This is a genomic window from Kitasatospora sp. NPDC058218 (assembly GCF_042882445.1).
Lineage (GTDB): Bacteria > Actinomycetota > Actinomycetes > Streptomycetales > Streptomycetaceae > Kitasatospora.
In genome coordinates, this window is sequence record NZ_JBHVWC010000017.1 from 61,058 (window position 1) to 81,896 (window position 20,839).

Consider the following 20,839-nt stretch of genomic DNA (forward strand, 5'->3'; position numbering starts at 1 on the left):
CCCCCGGGTGGGCCCCGCCGCCGGTCGCTCGGCCGGTCGGGTGCTCAGCCGTCCAGGCGGTCCACCGCGGTGACCCGCAGGACCGCCCGGCCCTCCTCGTCGGAGCCGTACAGGTCGACCTCGGCGCTGATGCCCCAGTCGTGGTCGCCGGCCGGGTCGTCGAAGATCTGCCGGACCTTCCAGGAGGAGTCCTCCTCCTCGATCAGCAGCATCTTCGGACCGCGCGCGTTCGGGCCGGTCCCGAGGTCGTCGTGCTCCTCCCAGTACCCGTCCATCGCGTCCGCCCAGCGGTCCGCGTTCCAGCCGTACTCGCCGTCCAGCTCGCCGAGGGCGGCGTAGTGCTCCAGCGCGGCCAGCTCGACCCGGCGGAACAGTTCGTTGCGCACCAGTACCCGGAACGCCCGCGCGTTGGCCGTCACCGGGGCCGGCTTGTCGTCCAGCGTGACCTCGGGGGCCTGCGGGTCGGTCGGGTTCGCCAGCTGCTCCCACTCGTCCAGCAGGCTGGAGTCGACCTGGCGGACCAGCTCGCCGAGCCAGGCGATGACGTCCTTGAGGTCGTCGGTCTTGATGTCGTCGGGGACGGTCTGCTCCAGCGCCTTGAAGGCGCCGGCCAGGTAGCGCAGCACGATGCCCTCGGTGCGCGCCAGGTCGTAGTGGCCGACGTAGTCCGAGAAGGTCATCGCCCGCTCGTAGAGGTCGCGGACCACGGACTTCGGCCGCAGCTCGTGGTCGCCGATCCACGGGTGCGCCCGGCGGTACACCTCGTAGGCGTGGGTGAGCAGCTCCTCCAGCGGCTTCGGGTAGGTGATGTCCTGGAGCCGCTCCATCCGCTCCTCGTACTCGATGCCGTCGCGCTTCATCTCGCCGATGGCCTCGCCGCGCGCCTTGTTCTGCTGGGAGGCGAGGATCTGGCGCGGGTCGTCGAGGGTGGCCTCGACCACCGAGACGACGTCCATCGCGTACGAGGGCGAGGCCGGGTCGAGCAGCTCGAAGGCGGCCAGCGCGAAGGTGGAGAGCGGCTGGTTGAGCGCGAAGTTCTCCTGGAGGTCGAGGGTGAGCCGGACGATCCGGCCCTCCGCGTCCGGCTCCGGCAGCCGCTCGACCACGCCGCCCTGCAGCAGCGAGCGGTAGATCGCGATGGTGGTGCGGATGTGCCGGCGCTGCGCGCCGCGCTCCTCGTGGTTGTCGGTGAGCAGCTTGCGCATCGCCTCGAAGGCGTTGCCGGGCCGGCCGATCACCGACAGCAGCATCGCGTGGCTCACCTTGAAACGGGAGACCAGCGGCTCGGGGTCGGCGGCGATCAGCCGTTCGAAGGTCTCCTCGGACCAGCCGACGAAGCCCTCCGGTGCCTTCTTGCGGACGATCTTGCGCTTCTTCTTCGGGTCGTCGCCCGCCTTGGCGACGGCCTTGTCGTTCTCGATCACGTGCTCGGGCGCCTGGGCGACGACCTGCCCGACGGTGTCGAACCCGGCCCGCCCGGCCCGGCCGGCGATCTGGTGGAACTCCCGGGCGCGCAGCACCCGCACCCGCACCCCGTCGTACTTGGAGAGCGCGGTGAACAGCACCGTGCGGATCGGCACGTTGACGCCCACGCCGAGCGTGTCGGTACCGCAGATGACCTTCAACAGCCCCGCCTGGGCGAGCCGTTCGACCAGCCGGCGGTACTTGGGCAGCATGCCCGCGTGGTGCACGCCGATCCCGTGCCGCACGAAGCGGGACAGGTTGCGGCCGAACTTGGTGGTGAAGCGGAAGTTGCCGATGAGGTCGGCGATGGCGTCCTTCTCCGCCTTGGAGCACATGTTGATGCTCATCAGCGACTGCGCCCGCTCGACGGCCTCCTTCTGCGTGAAGTGCACGACGTAGACCGGTGCCTGACCGGTCTTCAGCAGCTCTTCCAGGGTGTCGTGCATGGTGGTGCGGCGGTACTCGTAGAAGAGCGGGACGGGCCGGGTCGCCGAGCGGACCACCGTGGTCGGCCGCCCGGTGCGGCGGGTCAGGTCCTCCTCGAAGCGGCGGACGTCACCGAGCGTCGCGGACATCAGCAGGAACTGCACCTGCGGGAGTTCGAGGATCGGGATCTGCCAGGCCCAGCCGCGGTCCGGCTCCGCGTAGAAGTGGAACTCGTCCATGACGACCTGGCCGACGTCGGCCCGGGCGCCGTCCCGCAGCGCGATCTGCGCGAGCACCTCGGCGGTGCAGCAGATGATCGGCGCGGTCGGATTGACGCTCGCGTCGCCTGTCATCATGCCGACCTGCTCGGTGCCGAACATCTTGCAGAGGTCGAAGAACTTCTCCGAGACCAGGGCCTTGATCGGCGCGGTGTAGAAGGTCCGCTTGCCCTCCGCCAGCGCCGCGAAGTGCGCGCCGGCCGCCACCAGGCTCTTGCCCGACCCGGTCGGCGTCGCGAGGATGACGTTGTTCCCCGACACCAGCTCGATCAGGGCCTCCTCCTGCGCCGGGTACAGCGTGATCCCGCGCTCCTCCGCCCAGGCGGCGAACGTCTCGTACAGCGCGTCGGGGGTGGCGGGCTTCGGCATCAGATCAAGGAGGGTCACCCGGCTATCTTGCCTGCTCGCGTCCACCCCGGGCAAAGCCCGGGGCCGCTCACCGGGCGGGAACGGCGGGCGGGGAGGTCACCGGACCGAGGCCCGCGCAGTGTTCCCCGGCGATCGCCGTCCGCGCGGTGCGCCAGGCGACGGTCACGTGAGGGGCCCGCAACCCGTCGACGCCGGTACCGGTGGCGGCGGCGAGCCGGGCCTCCTCGGTCGTCGGTGCCGCCTGCCGGGCCGCGGCCCCGGCAGGCGGTGGGCGCTGCGTACGGGGTGGCCCAAGGTTCAGCTCCGCGGCACGGTGGGCGCCCGGTCGGGGAGGTGCACCTCGGTGCAGCCTTCCTGGCGGACGATCTCCTGTGCGGTGCGGTGCGCGAGGTCGACGAAGGCCTGGGCCCGCTCCTGGTCCGACAGTCCCGACAGGGTGAGGTCGCCGCTGATGTCGATGCGGCGGTAGACGGCATCGGGCTTGGCCTGGTGCCGGCCGTCGCACCGGAGCAGGACGGTGGGGAAGAAGCCGAGGCGCAGCCAGGCATCGGTTCCGCTGCCGAAGTCGAGCTGCCGGGCCTGCCCACCGGAGACCTTCCTCGTCAGGTCCTCCAGGCCGGACCGGTGCTCGCCCTCGTTCTCCTGCCGGACCTCGATCTGGACGGCGGGTTCGCCGCCCTTGGGCTGCCAGGCGATCGCGCACGTCACGTCGGGCGTCTTCCCGGACAGGTCACCGCCGGTGGACCATTCGGTGCCCTTCCCGTCGTCGCCGACCAGCGGGCGGACCTGGTCGTGGGTGAGCAGACCCCAACAGGCGCTGTCCGGGAGGTCCACCGACTGCCAGGGCTTCCACTGCAAGAGCCCGGCGGCGGCCAGTACCAGGGCGAGGGCGGCCGCTGCGCCGATCTGCCGGGGCCGGGACCGGCGGGCCGGAACGGCGGTTTCCTGCGGCTCGTCAGGCATGCTGGATCACTCCGTAGGTGTCGCGGCCACTGCCGTAGCCGTCCTTGATCTTGCCCGCCGCGCTGGGGGCGAGGTCGTTGATGTACTTCGGGTCCATGCCCTCCCTGGCGGCGGCGTCCCTGATGGCCTGCTCGACGGATCCCTGCGCGCCGGTGACGGCCTTGTTGTAGGCCTCCAGCGCCTCGTTGCTCGCCTGGTTCGTGGAGTCGACGTGATAGCTGTCCGCGACGCCGTCCATGATCTGGTTGACGACCTCGTTGACCATGGGGCCGGCGACGGGCGCGCGCTCCTCCAAGGCCTTGCCGCCGGTCATCTCCCAGATCGCCCCGGCCCATTCCCGCTTTGTGGCGACGGCCTCGTTGTACTCGGCGTCCTTCGCGGTGTGCTTGTTGTAGACCTCGTCGACCATCGCGCTGGTCAGCAGCCCGGTGATCTCCCCGCCGGGCCCGGAGACGTTCTGGATGGCCGCGGTGAGGTCTCCGTGGTCGCCACGGTGGGCGATCACGTCGTTGATCGCCGCGGTGGTGTACGCCTGCTGGGCGGTGGCGATCGAGGCGTAGGCGTCGGGGTTGCGGCCGAGCGTGACGACCAGCCGCTGCACGTCCTCCTTGCCGAGCTCCGTCGGGACGCCGGAGACCGGGAGCTTGACGGTCGAGCCGTCGACGGCGTGCTGGACGTCTCCCATGTACGCGCCGGTCATGTGGGCGAGACTGCCGTTGAGTTCACCGAAGAGTGCGTTGTCCCCGTACAGCAGGCCGGCCGCGTCCTTGTCGCCGAACTTGTGGACGCTCTGCTGCATGATGGCGCCCATCTCCTTGGTGTGCGGCGGCAGCTCGCCCTTCTCGTCGTCGTAAGCCCGGCCCGTGGTCGCCGCCTCCAGGGCGTGGCCGAGGGCTCCCACCTCGAAGGCGTCGGCCGTGCCCGGGTTGGGGCGCAGCGGGTAGGGCATGTCGCGCAGCAGGGAGCGCTCGCCGCTGTCGGTGAGCATGTCGAAGTACTTGTTCTCGCCGCCGTGGCTCTTGACCGTGCCGTCCGGGTTGTAGGTGGTCGGCGGGTCGCTGAAGAACTTGGTGGCCGCCTCGGGGCTGTGGCCGAGGGCCTCCAGGACGGAGGACATCGGGTTGAAGCCGTGGACGTTGCCCTTCTCGTCCGTCACGCCGGTGAACTGGAACTCCTGGAACGGCGAGCCGTGCATCGCCGCGACCGCGTCCCAGCGGCCGGGGTTCTCGTTGGTCAGCTGGGTGACGTGTTCGGCGATCGGGTTGATGAAGTGGGCGTCGTAGTCGCCGTGCCGCAGGATGTTGCCGAGGATCTGGTAGCCGTAGGGGCTGGACTTCGGGTTGGCCTTGGGGTCGAGCGGGATCTGCTCGCCGCCGGCCTTGCGCAGGCGCTGCTCCCACTCGTCGGAGACGTGCGGCTGCTTGTGGCTGTCGGTGGCGGTGGCCAGGGTGAGGCCGAGGCCGTCCTGGATGCCCTTGACGGCGGCCTTGCGGGCCGGGCTGTCGCTGAAGTCGCCGCTCTGCGCCGTCGCGCCGTAGGAGGCGAGGAAGGTGGCCGGGTCCTGCCCGCCGTAGAAGGCGGCCGCGAACTCGTCGTGCGCCTCGCGCAGGGTGCGCGCGATGGCGGAGGCCTCCTCGAAGGCGGCGTGGATCTGGTCGCGGGTCCGGGTGAGGGATCCGGCGGCCGTGTCGGCGCTGGGGCCGTGCCAGCCGGACTGCTGGAGGGGGCCGATGACCTCGTTCTGCATCTTGGTCGAGAGGTCCCACGTGCGGACCATGGCCTCGAAGTCGCTCGCCGCCGCGTTGAGCGAGGCCAGGTCGAGGTGCTGGAGCTGGCTGAACGTCACCATGTCGGTCTGTGCTTCCCCCGGGTCCTCAGGCGTGCTGTTGCGCGAACTGGCTGTGGATCGAGGCCTCGGTCGCCTCGTAGTTCTGCGCGGTGGTCTGCAGGTTCCGGCTGATCGTGCCGATGGCCTGCTCCAGGGCGTGGGTCTGGTCCTGCCAGACGCTCCACGCGTTGTTGAGCCCGGCGCAGAGCCTGAATCCCATCAGCGAGGCGACCGCGCTGTTGACGTGTTCCCAGGGCCGTCCGCATTCGGTGCGGACGGAGCCCTGGAGGGCGGCGGCGTTGGTCCCGGCCGTCCGGAGCAGTCCCGGGTTGGCGGTGACGGTCTGCCCGCCGCCGCCCGCCGGCACGGTGACCGGGGCCGTGGTGCCGGCGGCCGCCGCGGCGAGGTCCGGAAACTGCTTCTTCGCGTCCGCGGTCAGGTTCCCCGAGCTGTCGAAAAGCCAGGGATTCATCCGGCGCTCGAATTCCAGGTCTGCCATCTGTGTATTCCCCCCGGTGTCAGATCGCTGGTGGAGCGTAGCTGATCGAACAGGCGGCCGAAAATGCTTGGGAAGGGCTTTAGGTTCTTTGCGAAATGCTGGCAATTGAAGTGAATCCAAAGCATTGGAAACATGAATTCTGTGCCAACGCGACGTGAATGGTGGATCGAAGATGTGCCGTTTCGCACATTGCCCGGCTCGCGCCCGCCGTGCCAGAGTGCCGGGCATGGCCCACCGCACCGCGTCCGAATCACCCGTCCTCACCCCGGCGGCCGCCGTTCCCGACCCCGCCGCCGTCTTCGACTGGCTCGACGAGACGGCCGAGCTGCGCGCCCGGGCAGGCCTCACCCGGACGCTGCGCAGTCGCCCCGCCGAGGACCAGGTGCTCGACCTCGCGGGCAACGACTACCTCGGGCTGACCCGTCACCCGGCCGTCGCCCGGGCCGCCGCCGATGCCGCGCTGCGCTGGGGCGGCGGTGCCACCGGCTCCCGGCTGGTCACCGGAACCACCGCCCTGCACACCGAACTGGAGGGCGAGCTGGCCGAGTTCTGCGGAGTGGAGGCGGCCCTGGTGTTCTCCTCCGGCTACACCGCCAATCTGGCCGCGCTGACCGCGCTCACCGACCCGGACACCCTGATCGTCTCCGACGCCTACAACCACGCCTCGCTGATCGACGGCTGCCGGCTCGCCCGCGGTGACGTCCACCGCGCTCCGCACAGCGACCCGGACGCCGTCCGTGCCGTGCTCGCCGGGCGCACCCACCGCCGGGCGCTGGTGGTCACCGACTCCGTCTTCTCCGTCGACGGCAACGCGGCCCCGCTGTCCGGGCACTCCGCAGCCGCCCGCGCCCACGGCGCCGCCCTGCTGGTGGACGACGCGCACGGGTTGGGCGTCCTCGGCCCCGGTGGTGCCGGCGCGCTGGCCGCCGCCGGACTCGCCGGCGAGCCGGACACCGTCGCCACCGTCACCCTGTCCAAGTCGCTCGGCTCGCAGGGCGGCGCGGTGCTCGGCCCGCGCCGGGTCATCCGCCACCTCACCGAGACGGCGCGCACCTTCATCTTCGACACCGGCCTGGCCCCGGCCGCCGCCGGGGCCGCCCTCGGCGCGCTGCGCCTGCTGCGGGCCGAGCCGCACCGCGCCGAGCGGGCCCGCGAGGTCGCCCGTGGCCTGGCGGCCCGGCTCACCGCCGCCGGTCTGCGGGCCTCCGCGCCGGACGCGGCGGTCGTCTCGGTCCGGGCCCCCGGCCCGGAGGCCGCCGTCGCCTGGGCCGCCGACTGCCGCCGCGCCGGCCTCGCCGTCGGCTGCTTCCGCCCGCCCTCCGTCCCGGACGGCGTCTCCCGGCTGCGCCTCACCGCGCGGGGTGACCTGACGGACGATCAGATCGCGTACGCGGTGCGGATCATCGCCTCCCTCGCCCCGGAGGGCGCGCACACCGCCTGACCGCAACCGCCCGCCGGTCGGTCCGCGTCCCCCGGGAGGGGCGGTGCGGGCCGACGGGGCGGTGCGGCGAGGGGACGGTGGGATGCGGCGGGTGCGGCGGTTCCTCGGCAGGGCGCTCGTCGTGGCGGCGGCCGTGGCCCTGTGCGGGGTGTGCCTGCCGGCGGTGAGCCGCACCGCCCCGCACGTCGCCCGGGCCGCCGGGTGGTCCGGCGAGCCCGGTTGGTACATCCGCGGGGTCTGCGCGCCGTGGCGCGAGGGTGCGCGTGACGACTGCCCGGGGAGGTTCACCGCCGCGCACGGCGAACCCGTCTGCTCGTACGCGCTCCAAGAGGACGTCAGGGTCCGGACCGTCACCCCCGTCCGGTGCGAGGGCGGCACCTGCCACGCGACCGGGGTGAAGCCGGTCGCGTACTGGGTGGCGATGACCCTGTTCGGGCTGGCCGCCCTGCCGGTGGCGGCCTTCCTGGTCGTCCTCCTCGGCGCCGGGAACACCTGGGCGCGACTGTTCGTGGGGCTGCCCGTCGCTACCGGCGTCGTGCTCGCGGTGGCCTTCCTCTGCCTTCTCGTCTCCGGCGCGGCTGCCGAGAATCCCTGACGGAAGCCCGTCGGGCGGTCGAACCGGGCGGCTCGTCCGTGCGTCCCTGCGACCGGGGCGACGGACGGGGGCGGGGATGGATCCGGACATTCGGCGGGCGCTGGTGAAGGCACTGACGATCGTGGCGGCGATCCTGGCGCTGCTCGGGGTGGGCGGCTGGGGCGCGGTGACGGCCGGGGAGGGCCTCGGGTACGCGGCAGGATTCTCCGGCACGCCCGGGGTGCTGGTCGCGGACCGGTGCCTGCGCACCGACTCCGCCGAGGCCGTCCCGGCCGAGACCGGCGACTGCCGGGGCACCTTCTTCCCCGACGGCGGCGGCCTGCCGAACGAGCACGCCCGGATCGACTGGAAGGTGGAGACCCACACCCGGGTCCGGGTCTCCTGCGAGGACGGCGAGTGCCACCTGGCCGGTACGGCCGGGCTGTTCAAGTGGTTGAGCCTGTTCCTGTTCGCCCTCGCGGCGATCGCGCTCGGCGTGTGTCTGGCCGCCCGGCTGCTGTGCTCGCTGGTCCCCTGGAGGTGGCTGGTGACGGCGCTGGCGATCACCACCGGCGCCCTTCTCACCGGCGCCTTCGCCTTCCTCCTCGGCGGCCTCGCCGCGGGCTGACCCCCTGGTGCACGCCGAGAGCGGCGTGGGCCGCCCGACGGCGGACGACACGCGATCGTCCGCGCCCCGAGGCCGGGCCTCGGGGGCGGTCGCTTGCCGCACAGGAAGTCGGACCGGCCGACTTCCTGCGCGGCAGTACGGCCTCAGAGCCCCGCCAGCTCCAGCAGGAACGTCGTCTCCGCGTCCCGCCGCCCGGCCGCCGCGCGTGGGGCGGCGACGATCACCGCGAGGGCCCGGCACCAGGCCAGGACCCGCTCCGGGTCGGCGCCCGGGACGAGCGCGCTCAGTCCGGCGATCCGCCGGTCCAGGACGGGGCGGTCGGTCACGCCGTCGAGCACCCAGTCCACCAGGTCGAAGTCCGGATCCCCGAGGGTGGGGCGCGGGTCGATCGCCACCGGTCCGGCCGGGCCGTCCAGGACGTTGGACGGGTGCAGGTCCCCGTGGACGAGGGCGAGCTGCCCGCCCGCGGCCAGCTCCCGGGCGAAGGAGCGCGCCCCGGGTGGCACCGCGCCGGGTGCCCGCCGCTCGGTGAGGTCGAAGAGGAACTCCACCCGGTCGCCGAGCGGCCGCAGGGCGAGCCCGTCCACCGGTACCGAGCGCAGGGCGCCGAGCAGCGGCGCCACCTCCGCCGGCCGCCAGGACCGCTGCCGCAGGGTGCCTCCCGGCGCGACGTCCGCCAGCAGCAGGGCGTTCGCCGCCGCGTCCGCCTCCAGGAGCCGTACCACGGACGGCAGTCCCGTCCAGGCCCGCAGGGCCACCGCCTCCTCCGCGGCCACTTCGGGGTCGGGTGTCAGCTTCAGCCAGACGGTGGCGCCGTCGCCGCGCTCGCAGCGGAACACCCGTGACGTCCCGCCGCCGCCGGCCGCACGCAGGGTCAGGCCCCAGCGCCGGGCCAGCTCCTCGACCACCTCCGGCAGCGCCGCGCACCAGGCCTCGGTCGCTGGGCCGAAGCGGACCGTCAGCCGGTCCTGGACCTCGGCCGGCACGGTCACCAGGTCGCGCTGAACCGTCTCGTCCCCGTTCACGGTCGGCCCACCACCAGCAGTGTCTCGGCGCCGACCGGGCGGTAGCCGGCCGCCTGGAAGGCCCGCACGCTGGTGGCATTGCCGGGCGCCTGCTGCGACCAGATCCACTCGCCCTCAGGGAGCAGATGCCGGGCGCTCGTCGCCAGCGCGCGCCCCAGGCCCCGGCCGCGCGCCTGCGGGTCCACCTCGATCGCGCACTCCCACCGCCCGGCCACCCCGCGCCCGAGCACCAGGACCCCGCCGTCGACCGTGAACACCCGGACGTCCTCCCGGTAGCGCAGGGCGCGCAGCACCCGGGGGTGCGCCCGGTCCCGGACCTGGGCCAACGGCAGCGGCGGGTCGCCGGGGAGCCGCTCGGCCACGGTCAGCAGGTCGATGTTGTTGACCACCCGGCCGGTCCGCTCGGCGAACGCGGTCAGGAAGGGCGGGCAGAGCGGCGCGGCCAGCGGGTCGCTCGGCACGGCGGCCAAGACGGCGCGCACCCAGGCCGGGTCCTCGTCGGTGAACACCACGGCGTGTGCCGAGAAGGACAGCACGCCGGCCTCGCGCGCCGACGGCTGCGGCACCACCGTCACCGATCCGTCCGACGGCGGGAACAGCCCGCCCGCCGCGTCGGCCAGGATCTTCCTCAGCCCGTGCCCGCCCACCCCGAACCCCCCTGACGCTCTTCACCCGAAGGACGCCAGCCTAGGTGATCACCGACGGCCGACCGCCCCGCCCCCTGCCCCGTCAGGTCTTCCGCGCCCGGCTCGGCTGCACCCGGCTCGGCTCGCCGGGGGCCTTCGGGTGGTCCGGCGGGTACGGCAGCTCGCCCAGCCCCTCGTCCCGCAGCTGACGCTCGTACAACTCCAGCAGCCCGTCAAGCCGGTAGGCCTTGTCGTCCATCTCCGCCTGCAGGTCGCCGAGTTCGGCGAACCGTGGCGGCACCGTCCGCAGGTCGAAGTCCTCCGGCGTCGCGTCGTCCAGCTCCTCCCATCGCAGCGGCGTCGAGGCGGTCGCCCGGGGGCGGGCGCGCAGCGAGTAGGCGGAGGCGATGGTCCGGTCCCGGGCCATCTGGTTGTAGTCGACGAAGATCCGCTCGCCGCGCTCCTCCTTCCACCAGGCCGTGGTCACCCGGCCCGGCATCCGCTGCTCAAGCACCCGGCCGAGCGCGATCACCGCGTGCCGGCCGTCGGTGAACGTCCACTGCGGTTCCAGCGGCACGTACACGTGCACCCCGCGCCCGCCGGAGGTCTTCGGCCAGCCGCGCAGCCCGTGCTCCTCCAGCACCGCGCGGAGCTCGTGCGCGACCAGCGCGGCGTCGTGGAAGTCGGTGCCCGGCTGCGGGTCGAGGTCGATCCGCAGTTCGTCGATGTGGTCGGTGTCCGAGCGGCGCACCGGCCAGGGGTGGAAGGTCAGGCAGCCCAGGTTGGCCGCCCAGAGCACCGCGGCCGGCTCGGTGGGGCAGATCTCGTCGGCGGACCGCCCGCTCGGGAAGCTGATCCGTGCCGTCGGGAGCCACTCCGGCAGGCCCTTCGGTGCCCGCTTCTGGTAGAAGAACTCACCCGTGACCCCGTCCGGGAACCGCTGCAGCGTGGTCGGTCGGTCCCGCAGCCCGCGCAGCGCCCCGTCCGCCACCGCCAGGTAGTACTGCGCGACGTCCAGCTTGGTGAAGCCGCGCTCGGGGTAGTAGACCTTGTCCGGGTTCGACAGCCGGACGCTGCGCCCGGCGACATCCAGTTCCACGGCTGAGCCCATGCCTCTCACGCTAAGCCCGCTGGACGGGCTCCGCCCGGCGCGCGCCCCGGAACGGTTGGCGCGAGGATCGGAGCCATGGACCTGCCCGTGATGCCGCCGGTGGCGCCGATGCTCGCCAAGTCGGTGGCCAAGATCCCGCCGGGAATGCAGTACGAGGCGAAGTGGGACGGCTTTCGCACCATCGTCTTTCGCGACGGCGACGAGGTCGAGCTCGGCAGTCGGACCGGCAAGCCGCTGACCAGGTACTTCCCCGAACTGGTGGAGGCGCTGAAGCGGGAGCTGCCGCCGCGCTGCGTGCTGGACGGCGAGGTGGTGATCGCCCGGGACGGCCGGCTGCGGTTCGAGGAGCTGCTGGAGCGGATCCACCCGGCGGCCAGCCGGGTGCGGCTGCTCGCCGAGCGCACCCCCGCCTCCTTCGTCGCCTTCGACCTGCTCGCGCTCGGCGGCGCCTCGCTGCTCGACGAGCCGCTCTCGGTGCGGCGCCCGGCCCTGGAGACGGCGCTCGCCGACGCCGCCGACCCGGTCTTCACCGCCCCCGCCTCCACCGACCGCGAGCTGGCGCAGAGCTGGTTCGCCGAGTTCGAGGGGGCCGGACTGGACGGCGTGGTGGCCAAGCCGCTGGACCAGCCCTACCGGCCGGGGGAGCGGAGCATGTTCAAGATCAAGCACGAGCGCACCGCCGACTGCGTGGTGGCCGGCTACCGCGAGCACAAGAGCGGTCCGGTGATCGGCTCGCTGCTGCTCGGCATCAACGACGCCGAGGGGCGGTTGCAGCACGTCGGCGTCTGCGCCGCCTTCTCGATGGCCCGGCGGCGTGAACTCGTCGAGGAACTGGCGCCGTTGCGGATGGACGACGTGTCCGCCCACCCGTGGGGCGGTTGGGCGGACGAGGCCGCCCACGCCGACGCCCGGCTGCCCGGCGCGGTCAGCCGCTGGACCGGCGGCAAGGACCTCTCCTGGGTGGCGCTGCGCCCCGAGCGGGTGGTCGAGGTGGCGTACGACCACATGGAGGGCACCCGCTTCCGGCACACCGCCCAGTTCCGCCGCTGGCGCCCGGACCGCACCCCGGAGAGCTGCACCTACGCGCAGCTGGAGGAGCCGGTCTCCTACGACCTGGCCCGGGTGCTGGGGATCTGACCGCCGGTCGGACCGGCCGCCCGGGCACCGGTCGCGCGTCGGGCGGCCGGCTCCACGGGTCGGTCGGGCCGGATCGGTCAGGCCACCGAGGCGGACGGGGAGGCGCTCCCCGTCGCGGGCGGGAACGAGTAGACGTTGCCCGGCGAGACGATCTCGGTGATCGCCTCGGCGAAGAGCGTGGACGGCTCCTCGCCCTGGGACGAGATGTCGGTGTTCAGCAGCACCACCAGCGTGGCCTGCGCCGACGGCAGGTAGACCACCGCGCTCTGGTAGCCCGGCAGCGAGCCGTTGTGCCCGATCCAGCCGTGGTTGACGAAGAGCCCGAGCCCGTAGCCGACGCCCGGCAACGGTGTGGGCGGTGTCACCAGCCGTTCGGCCTGGGTGGCCGGCTTCAGCAGCGTGCCGGTGGCCAGGACCTTCGCCCACTTCTGCAGGTCGGCCAGGTCGGAGATGACGGCGCCCGCGGCCCAGGCCCAGGACGGGTCCCAGTCGGTGGCGTCCGCGATCGTGCCGTCCGGTGTCTGGTCGGTGTAGCCGCGCGCGTGCGGCTGGGGGAACGACGCGTCGGTCGGGAAGACCGTCCGGCCCAGCCCGGCCGGATCGAACACCTGCTGCTTCAGGAACACGTCGAGCGGCTGCCCGCCGACCTTCTCCACCACCAGGCCGATCAGCACGGTGTTGGTGTTGCTGTACTCGAACCGGGTGCCCGGGGCGAAGTCGGCGGGGTGGTCGAAGGCGTACCCCAGCAGCTGTTGCGGGGTGAAGACGCGGTTCGGGTCGTTGATCACGGCCTGCTGGAAGTTCGGGTCCGCGCTGTAGTTGAAGAGGCCGCTGCGCATGTCGGCGAGCTGGCGCAGGGTGATGGTGTCCCCGTTGGGCACGCCGGCGAGGTACTTGCCGACCGGGTCGTCCAGCCCGACCTTGCCCTGGTCGACCAGCCGCAGCAGCCCGGTGACGGTGAAGGTCTTGGTCTCGCTGCCGATCCGCATGTTCAGCCCGGTGACCATCGGGGTGCCGGCGACCTTGTCGGAGACGCCGAAGGCCTTGAGGTAGCTGCCGTCGGGTGTGGTCAGAGCGACCATCACACCGGGAACGGACGCCTCGCTCAGCACCCGCTGCACCGCCGAGTCCAGCCGTGCGGTGACATCCGGGGTGAGCGCCGCCACGGTGCCGCCGGACGAGGCCGAGGAGCCGGACGCGCCTGCCGAGCCGGATGCGCCGGTCGACCCGCTCGGTGACCCGGCCGAGGAGTCGGAGGCCGTCGCCGAGGGGCTGAGCGCAGCGGGCACCGCCGTGACCGCGCCGGCGGCCGGCGGGTCGGACGCGGCCCCGCCGGAGCACCCGGCGGCGGCCAGCAGGCCGGTCAGGGCCAGCACCGCGGTGGCCGCCCGCACGGAGCGGCGGGGGAGCGGGGCGAGCGGCCGTGGTGTCTTCGTCATGGTCGAGGCGCCTCTCTGGGCCGAGCGGCCCCGGAGCGGCGCTCCACGGGGCCACGGGGGGAGCGATCGCCACGGTATGCGCGCCACGACCGCCCCGCGCGCGGGCCGCCGCCCGCTGGCCCGAACGGCCCACCCCCGGTCGGCCGGCGCGATCCGGCGCGCGCCGCGCACTCCGACCGCTGTCGCCCGCCCGTTCCTCGTGGCCCGCCGCCGAGCCGTCCCCGAGCGCCACGTGAGCCCCGGGCCGGTCCACCCGTCCCGGGGCCCCGAGCGGGTGCCGAGCGGGTGCCGAGCGCCCCGGGCGCTCGGCCGAACGGGTGGCCACCGGCACGCCGCGACGGCCGCCGGGCCCGGCTCGGGCACGATCGTTTAGCCCAGCTGTGGCGCCCCTTAAGAATTCCTCGATGGACCGCACCCCCTCCCACCAGGCAGATTGCTCCATGCCCGGTGCGAGGAGGCAGGAGCAGCCACCCCGCCGGGCCCCGTCGGCCTGCCCACACCAGGCCGCCCCCACCATGCGTCAGGAGCCGCCGCAGTGAAGGCACTCGTCAAGCAGAAGGCCGAGCCCGGACTCTGGCTGATGGACGTCCCGAAGCCTGCCATCGGCCCCGGCGAGGTGCTGATCAAGGTGCTGCGGACCGGCATCTGCGGCACCGACCTGCACATCCGCAAGTGGGACGGCTGGGCCCAGCAGACCATCCGGACCCCGCTCGTCCTCGGCCACGAGTTCGTCGGCGAGGTGGCCGAGATCGGCGCGGCCGTCACGGACATCTCGGTCGGCGACCTGGTCAGTGGCGAGGGCCACCTGGTCTGCGGCAAGTGCCGCAACTGTCTGGCCGGCCGCCGCCACCTCTGCCGCAACACCGTCGGTCTCGGTGTCGGGCGCGACGGCGCCTTCGCCGAGTTCGTCGCCCTGCCCGCCTCCAACGTCTGGGTGCACCGGGTCCCGGTGGACCTCGACGTCGCGGCGATCTTCGACCCCTTCGGCAACGCCGTGCACACCGCGCTCTCCTTCCCACTGGTCGGCGAGGACGTGCTGATCACCGGGGCCGGCCCGATCGGCATCATGGCCGCCGCCGTCGCCAAGCACGCCGGCGCCCGCAACGTGATGATCACCGACGTCTCGCCGTACCGCCTCGACCTGGCCCGTGAGGTCGGTGTGACGCTCGCCCTGAACGTGGCCGAGCACACCATCGAGGAGGGCCAGCAGAAGCTCGGCCTGCGCGAGGGCTTCGACGTCGGTCTGGAGATGTCCGGCCGCCCCGAGGCGATGCAGTCGATGATCGCCAACATGACCCACGGCGGGAAGATCGCCATGCTCGGCCTGCCCGCCGAGCAGTTCCCTGTCGACTGGGCCTCGATCGTCACCTCGATGATCACCATCAAGGGCATCTACGGCCGCGAGATGTTCGAGACCTGGTACGCGATGTCCGTCCTGCTGGAGGGCGGGCTCGACCTCAGCCCCGTGATCACCGGCCGCTACGCCGCCGCCGACTTCGAAGCCGCCTTCGACGAGGCCGCCAGTGGCCGCTGCGGCAAGATCATCCTCGACTGGACCGTCTGAGACCGTCTGACCCCCTCTAGGGAGACACCGTGTTCGACAACGTGCGCGACGACCTTGCCGCCACCCTCGACGAGATCCGCGAGGCCGGCCTCTTCAAGCCCGAACGGGTGATCGGCACCCCGCAGAGCGCCGCCGTCACCGTCACCGGCGGCGGGCGGCCCGGTGAGGTGCTGAACTTCTGCGCCAACAACTACCTCGGCCTCGCCGACCACCCCGAGGTGCTCACCGCCGCCAAGGACGCGCTGGACCGCTGGGGCTACGGCATGGCCTCGGTCCGCTTCATCTGCGGCACCCAGGACGTCCACAAGGAGCTGGAGGACCGCCTCTCCGGGTTCCTCGGCCAGGAGGACACGATCCTCTACTCCTCCTGCTTCGACGCCAACGGCGGTGTCTTCGAGACCCTGCTCGACGAGCGCGACGCCGTCATCTCCGACGCCCTGAACCACGCGAGCATCATCGACGGCATCCGCCTCTGCAAGGCCCGCCGGTTGCGCTACGCCAACCGCGACCTGGCCGACCTGGAGCAGCAGCTCAAGGAGGCCCAGGGCGCCCGCCGCCGACTGGTCGTCACCGACGGCGTCTTCTCGATGGACGGCTACGTCGCCCCGCTGCGCGAGATCTGCGACCTGGCCGAGCGCTACGACGCCATGGTCATGGTCGACGACTCGCACGCGGTCGGCTTCGTCGGCCCGAACGGGCGCGGCACCCCCGAGCTGCACGGCGTGATGGACCGCGTCGACATCATCACCGGCACCCTCGGCAAGGCCCTCGGCGGCGCCTCCGGCGGCTACGTCGCGGCGCGCCGCGAGATCGTCGCGCTGCTGCGCCAGCGCTCGCGCCCCTACCTGTTCTCCAACTCGCTCGCCCCGGTGATCGCCGCCGCCTCGCTGAAGGTGCTCGACCTGGTCGAGCGCTCGACCGAGCTGCGCGAGAAGCTGGCCGCCAACACGGCCCTGTTCCGGTCGAAGATGACCGAGGCGGGCTTCGAGATCCTGCCCGGCGACCACCCGATCGCACCGGTGATGATCGGCGACGCGGCCAAGGCCGGCCGGCTCGCCGAGCTGCTGCTGGAGCGCGGGGTGTACGTGATCGGCTTCTCCTTCCCGGTGGTGCCGCACGGCGCGGCCCGGATCCGGGTGCAGCTGTCCGCCGCGCACTCCACCGAGGACGTCGAGCGCGCCGTCGCGGCCTTCGTCGACGCGCGCGCCGCGCTCGGGGAGTAGTACCCCCCACCGGGCGGTCCGCGTCCGGCCGCGCCCCGGTGCTCCCGGGGCCGGCCGGGTGCTCCCGGACCGCTCCCAGGACCGCCCGTGGCCCGTCCGCTCGGAACCGGACGCGCCACGGGCACCGACCGCCGTGCGGCACAGGCCGGACCGGCCCGCCTGCGCCGCACGGCCCACCACCGGCGGCCGCCCACCACCGGCCGCGGATCATCACCGCACGGCGCCAGCAGCGGTACGGCGCGCCGCCTGCGGTACGGGGCCCCTGTCGTACGGCGCGCCGCCACAGACCAACTGCCCCACCCTCCCGCCCGGGAGCGGGGCGTCGACCCGGCCGACGCCCCGCTCCCGTCCGCGGTCGCGGTGGGCTTCGCCGCACCCGGCTCCGGCGGCCCGTGCCGCCACCTCCGGCTCCGCCCGTCCCACCCGTGGCTCCGGCACCCCCCGGCACGCTGGCAGAATTGGCGTGTGATCGACGCACGACGGCTGCGGACCCTGCGGGCCGTGGCGGACCACCGCACCGTGACCGCTGCGGCGGCCGCCCTCTACCTCACCCCCTCGGCGGTGTCCCAGCAGCTGGCCGCGCTGGAGCAGGAGACCGGCCACCACCTGCTCGCCCGCGAGGGCCGGGGGGTGCGGCTCACCGCCGCCGGCGAGATCCTGCTCGGGCACGCCGACGCCGTCCTCGCCCAGCTCGAACGGGCGGAGGCCGATCTCGCGGCCTACAGCGCGGGTGTGGCCGGCGAGGTCACCGTGGCCTCCTTCGCCACCGGGATCTCGCTGGTGCTGGCGCCCGCCATCGGCACCCTCGCCGTCCGGGCGCCCGGCGTCCGCCTCAAGGTGCTGGACGCGGAGGGCGACGCGAGCCTGCCGATGGTCCTGGACGGGCGCGCCGATCTGGCGGTCGCCGTCGAGTACCGGGGAGCGCCGAGGGCCGACGACGCCCGGCTCACCAGGGTCCCGCTGTACGCCGAACCGTTCGAGGCGGTGCTGCCGCTCGGCCATCCGCTGGCCGCCGGAGAGGGGCCGATCGCCGTCGCCGACCTGGCCGACGAACCCTGGATCGGCCCCTACCCGGGCAACCCGTGCCACGACGTGGTGCTGCTGGCCTGCGAGCACGCCGGGTTCCAGCCGCGCCTGGTGCACTCCTCGGACGACTTCCGCGCCGTCGTGGCGCTCGCCTCGGCCGGTGCGGGGGTGGCCCTGGTGCCGCGCTCCGCGCTGCTCGGGGTGGAGCTCGGCCGGGTCGCGGTCCGGCCGGTGGACAGCGCCCTCGCCACCCGTCGGGTGTTCGCCGCCGTCCGGGCCGGCGCGGACGGCCACCCGCTGATCCGCCCGGTGCTGGAGATCCTCACCGAGGTGGCGGCGGCCACCGGCTGAGCGTGCCCGCCGCCCCGGGGCCGGGCCCCGGGGACGACGAGGACCCGCCGTCCCCGGCGGGCCGGGGGCGGCGGGTCCTGATCCGGACGGGGCTCAGATGCTGAGCAGTCCGATGACGTGGCCGTCGTCGTCCACCACCGGCCAGGCTTCCAGGCCGCGGGAGCGCATCGTGGCCGCCGCGGTGGCGGCCGGCATGCCGGCGGTGGCGAACGGCGCGCGGTCGTGCTTCACGGCACGCACCGGGGTGCGCTCGGTGTACCAGGACCGGGCCCGGAACGGCGCGAGGTGCAGACGGGTCAGCAGCCCGGCGCAGCGGCCCTCCTCGTCGCGGACCAGGGCGTGCGGGGCACCGGAGCTCAGCAGGATGTCCAGCGCCGTGTCGACCATGACGTCGTCGCTGATCTGCAGCTCGGGGTGGGTCATCACGTCCCCGACGGTGACGGCGGAGTCGGCGGCGAGGTCGGCGGGCTGTTCGAGGGCCGTGGTCATGGGGCTCCTTCGGGTCGGTCCCGCCGGTGACGGCGGCGATCAGGGAGGGTGCTCGACGGCGCCGCTGCGGGGGCCGGTCCGTGCGTGCTACGCGGCCAGGTCGACGCGCCGCGACCCACCACGACGCGAGCCGGTGCCGCCCTGCGAGGAGCCGCCCTGGGACGTGCGGCCCTGCCCGGTGCGGCCGGTGGAGGAGGCGGGGCGGCTGCGGCGGTTGCGACCGCCCGAGGCGCCGCGACGGGGCCGCTCGACCACCGGGTCGGCGATCACGACGGGCACGCCGGTCGGCACGCGGGCGCCGGTGATGCGGGCGAGCTCGGGGTCGCTGGAGTGGACCCGGGTGGACTCGGGGGTGATGCCGGCGGTGGCCATCATGCGGGCCGTCTCACGGCGCTGGTTGGGCAGGACGAGCGTGACGACGGTGCCGGACTCGCCCGCCCGGGCGGTACGGCCGCCGCGGTGGAGGTAGTCCTTGTGGTCGGTCGGCGGGTCCAGGTTGACGACCAGGTCGAGGCCGTCGACGTGGATGCCCCGGGCCGCGACGTTGGTCGCGATCAACGCGGTGACCTGGCCGTTGCGGAACTGCTGGAGGGTGCGGGTGCGCTGCGGCTGGGACTTCCCGCCGTGCAGCGCGGCCGCCTTCACCCCGCTGGCGAGCAGCTCGTCCACCAGCCGGTCGGCGCCGTGCTTGGTGTCGGTGAACATGATCACGCCGCCGTCGCGGGAGGCGATGTGGGCGATCGTGGCGTTCTTGTCGCGGCTCTCCACGTGCAGGACGTGGTGCTCCATGGTGCTGACCGCGGCGGCGGACGGGTCCACCGAGTGGGTGACCGGGTCCTTGAGGAACCGGCGCACCAGACGGTCGACGTTGCGGTCCAGGGTGGCGGAGAACAGCATGGTCTGGCTGTCGGCCTCGACCTGGTCGAGCAGTTCGATGACCTGGGGCAGGAAGCCCATGTCGGCCATCTGGTCGGCCTCGTCGAGGACGGTGATCCCGACGCTGTCCAGGCGGCAGGCGCCGCGCTGGATCAGGTCCTTGAGCCGGCCCGGGGTGGCGACGACGACCTCCGCGCCCCGGCCCAGGATCTGGGCCTGGCGGCCGATCGACATGCCGCCGACCACGGTCGCGAGCTTCAGCCGCACCGAGTGGGCGTAGGGGGTGAGCGCCTCGGTGACCTGCTGGGCGAGCTCACGGGTGGGCACCAGGACGAGGGCCAGCGGCCGGCCGGGCTCGGCCTGACGGCCGGCGGTGCGGGCCAGCAGGGCGAGCCCGAACGCGATGGTCTTGCCGGAGCCGGTCCGCCCGCGCCCGAGGACGTCACGGCCGGCCAGCGAGTTCGGCAGCGTCGCGGCCTGGATGGGGAACGGCGAGGTCACACCCTGGCGGGTGAGCGTCGAGAGCAGGGCCTTGGGCATGTCGAGCTCGTCGAAGGACTCGACGGCGGGCAGTGCCGGGGTGGTGCTGACCGGCATGGCGAACTCGCCCTGCACGGAGGAGCCCTGGCGTCGGCGCGGACCGCCGCCGGAGCGGGAGCCGTAGGAGCCACCGCCGGTCGAGCGGGAGCCGTAGGAGCTGCCACCGGCCGAACGGGAGCCGTAGGAGCTGCCGCCGGAGCGGGAGTTGGCGTTCTGGTACGAGGAGCGACTGGAACGGTTCATATGGAGACCTTCCTCAAGGTGGCACGTCACGAGGAAGGCTCCGCGCCCACGGGTACCGGGCGGAGGCTGCAAGGAACGGGCCGGAACAGGGACGAGCGGAGCGTGGACGGTGAAACCGTGCGGCACGCGTCACCTACGGTCGGCGCTCACCGCGCGGGCGGGAGCGAAGAACCTCGAACCGTGAGTGTTCACGGCGGGGCGCCGACCCTGACGCGGTGCGGAGCATCTCGCGTGGGGACGGCCGCCGGTGGCGGAGCCGGGGAGCCCGGATGACCGGGCGTCGGTGGTCCTGCAATGCCGAGGGGCCCGCACCGTGCGTGTACGCGGTGCGGGCCCCTCGCTGCCGGGCGGGTGCCGTGGCAGGAACTACAGCGGACGAATGTTCTCGGCCTGCGGGCCCTTCTGGCCCTGCGTGACGTCGAACTCGACCTTCTGGCCCTCGAGCAGCTCACGGAAGCCGTTGGCGTTGATGTTCGAGTAGTGGGCGAAGACGTCGGGGCCGCCACCCTCCTGCTCGATGAAGCCGAAGCCCTTTTCCGCGTTGAACCACTTCACAGTGCCATTAGCCATAAAGAAATCTCCTTCAAGGGGCTGTCCGGAGCCCGCACCATGCGTGCTCCGAGATGCCGCGATGATGACCCACCCGGGGAAGAGCCGGGAAAACAGAAAATGTGCCTGCGATACCTCAGCAGGCGCACACAAAGTTCATGGGAACCACT

18 protein-coding genes are annotated in these 20,839 nt (G+C 73.3%); 7 read left to right on the forward strand and 11 right to left on the reverse strand.

Annotated features, from left to right (window positions below):
* Positions 1-44 precede the first annotated feature (44 nt).
* From ACFVYI_RS13180 to ACFVYI_RS13195, 4 genes are all read right to left on the reverse strand, one after another.
* A complete protein-coding gene (locus ACFVYI_RS13180; RefSeq protein ID WP_387884517.1) occupies positions 45-2,537 on the reverse strand; it encodes a DEAD/DEAH box helicase in 2,493 nt (830 codons plus the stop codon).
* 297 nt (positions 2,538-2,834) lie between these two features.
* The gene (locus ACFVYI_RS13185) at positions 2,835-3,500 is read right to left on the reverse strand and encodes a hypothetical protein (RefSeq protein WP_387884355.1); all 666 of its coding nucleotides are present in this window, start codon (positions 3,498-3,500) and stop codon (positions 2,835-2,837) included.
* Positions 3,493-5,349, reverse strand: coding sequence for a hypothetical protein (locus ACFVYI_RS13190; protein WP_387884357.1), 1,857 nt, complete (start codon positions 5,347-5,349; stop codon positions 3,493-3,495). Before ACFVYI_RS13190 ends, ACFVYI_RS13185 begins: the two co-directional genes overlap by 8 nt.
* 25 nt (positions 5,350-5,374) lie before the next feature.
* On the reverse strand, positions 5,375-5,827 hold the full coding sequence (locus ACFVYI_RS13195; RefSeq protein ID WP_387884360.1) for a hypothetical protein: 453 nt from the start codon (positions 5,825-5,827) through the stop codon (positions 5,375-5,377).
* A gap of 226 nt (positions 5,828-6,053) precedes the next feature.
* On the opposite strand from ACFVYI_RS13195, the gene ACFVYI_RS13200 reads away from it, so the two are divergent.
* The 3 genes from ACFVYI_RS13200 (at position 6,054) to ACFVYI_RS13210 (ending at position 8,470) form a co-directional block, all read left to right on the forward strand.
* Positions 6,054-7,268 carry an 8-amino-7-oxononanoate synthase gene (locus ACFVYI_RS13200; protein WP_387884362.1) on the forward strand — a complete coding sequence of 405 codons (1,215 nt, stop codon included), beginning with the start codon at positions 6,054-6,056 and terminating at the stop codon, positions 7,266-7,268.
* A 91-nt stretch (positions 7,269-7,359) separates the two neighbouring features.
* Positions 7,360-7,863, forward strand: a complete 504-nt coding sequence (locus ACFVYI_RS13205; protein ID WP_387884364.1) for a hypothetical protein — start codon at positions 7,360-7,362, stop codon at positions 7,861-7,863.
* Between the two features lie 76 nt (positions 7,864-7,939).
* Entirely contained in the window at positions 7,940-8,470 is a 531-nt protein-coding gene (locus tag ACFVYI_RS13210; protein WP_387884367.1) for a hypothetical protein, read from the forward strand.
* A 143-nt stretch (positions 8,471-8,613) separates the two neighbouring features.
* On the opposite strand, the gene ACFVYI_RS13215 is transcribed toward ACFVYI_RS13210, so the two are convergent.
* From ACFVYI_RS13215 to ligD, 3 genes are all read right to left on the reverse strand, one after another.
* Entirely contained in the window at positions 8,614-9,495 is an 882-nt protein-coding gene (locus ACFVYI_RS13215; RefSeq protein WP_387884369.1) for an aminoglycoside phosphotransferase family protein, read from the reverse strand.
* Complete coding sequence (locus tag ACFVYI_RS13220; protein WP_387884370.1) at positions 9,492-10,142, reverse strand: GNAT family N-acetyltransferase; 651 nt, start codon at positions 10,140-10,142, stop codon at positions 9,492-9,494. The genes ACFVYI_RS13215 and ACFVYI_RS13220 overlap by 4 nt, the downstream gene beginning before the upstream one ends.
* A gap of 82 nt (positions 10,143-10,224) precedes the next feature.
* Positions 10,225-11,232 (reverse strand): non-homologous end-joining DNA ligase, encoded by a 1,008-nt coding sequence (ligD, locus tag ACFVYI_RS13225; RefSeq protein ID WP_387884373.1) that lies wholly within the window; start codon positions 11,230-11,232, stop codon positions 10,225-10,227.
* A 75-nt stretch (positions 11,233-11,307) separates the two neighbouring features.
* On the opposite strand from ligD, the gene ACFVYI_RS13230 reads away from it, so the two are divergent.
* Positions 11,308-12,369, forward strand: a complete 1,062-nt coding sequence (locus tag ACFVYI_RS13230) for an ATP-dependent DNA ligase (RefSeq protein WP_387884376.1) — start codon at positions 11,308-11,310, stop codon at positions 12,367-12,369.
* A 77-nt stretch (positions 12,370-12,446) separates the two neighbouring features.
* Here the strand turns inward: ACFVYI_RS13230 and ACFVYI_RS13235 are convergent, their stop codons facing one another.
* Complete coding sequence (locus ACFVYI_RS13235) at positions 12,447-13,808, reverse strand: serine hydrolase domain-containing protein (protein WP_387884379.1); 1,362 nt, start codon at positions 13,806-13,808, stop codon at positions 12,447-12,449.
* A 535-nt stretch (positions 13,809-14,343) separates the two neighbouring features.
* Between ACFVYI_RS13235 and tdh the strand changes: the two genes are divergently transcribed.
* From tdh to ACFVYI_RS13250, 3 genes are all read left to right on the forward strand, one after another.
* The gene (tdh, locus tag ACFVYI_RS13240; RefSeq protein ID WP_387884380.1) at positions 14,344-15,372 is read left to right on the forward strand and encodes an L-threonine 3-dehydrogenase; all 1,029 of its coding nucleotides are present in this window, start codon (positions 14,344-14,346) and stop codon (positions 15,370-15,372) included.
* Between the two features lie 29 nt (positions 15,373-15,401).
* The gene (locus ACFVYI_RS13245) at positions 15,402-16,595 is read left to right on the forward strand and encodes a glycine C-acetyltransferase (protein WP_387884383.1); all 1,194 of its coding nucleotides are present in this window, start codon (positions 15,402-15,404) and stop codon (positions 16,593-16,595) included.
* A 465-nt stretch (positions 16,596-17,060) separates the two neighbouring features.
* On the forward strand, positions 17,061-17,972 hold the full coding sequence (locus tag ACFVYI_RS13250; protein ID WP_387884385.1) for a LysR family transcriptional regulator: 912 nt from the start codon (positions 17,061-17,063) through the stop codon (positions 17,970-17,972).
* Between the two features lie 93 nt (positions 17,973-18,065).
* Here the strand turns inward: ACFVYI_RS13250 and ACFVYI_RS13255 are convergent, their stop codons facing one another.
* The 3 genes from ACFVYI_RS13255 to ACFVYI_RS13265 all read right to left on the reverse strand — a co-directional run bounded on the left by ACFVYI_RS13255 (position 18,066) and on the right by ACFVYI_RS13265 (position 20,690).
* Complete coding sequence (locus ACFVYI_RS13255) at positions 18,066-18,461, reverse strand: CBS domain-containing protein (protein WP_387884388.1); 396 nt, start codon at positions 18,459-18,461, stop codon at positions 18,066-18,068.
* Between the two features lie 87 nt (positions 18,462-18,548).
* Entirely contained in the window at positions 18,549-20,120 is a 1,572-nt protein-coding gene (locus tag ACFVYI_RS13260; protein WP_387884390.1) for a DEAD/DEAH box helicase, read from the reverse strand.
* Between the two features lie 366 nt (positions 20,121-20,486).
* Entirely contained in the window at positions 20,487-20,690 is a 204-nt protein-coding gene (locus tag ACFVYI_RS13265) for a cold-shock protein (RefSeq protein WP_030918248.1), read from the reverse strand.
* Positions 20,691-20,839 lie beyond the last annotated feature (149 nt).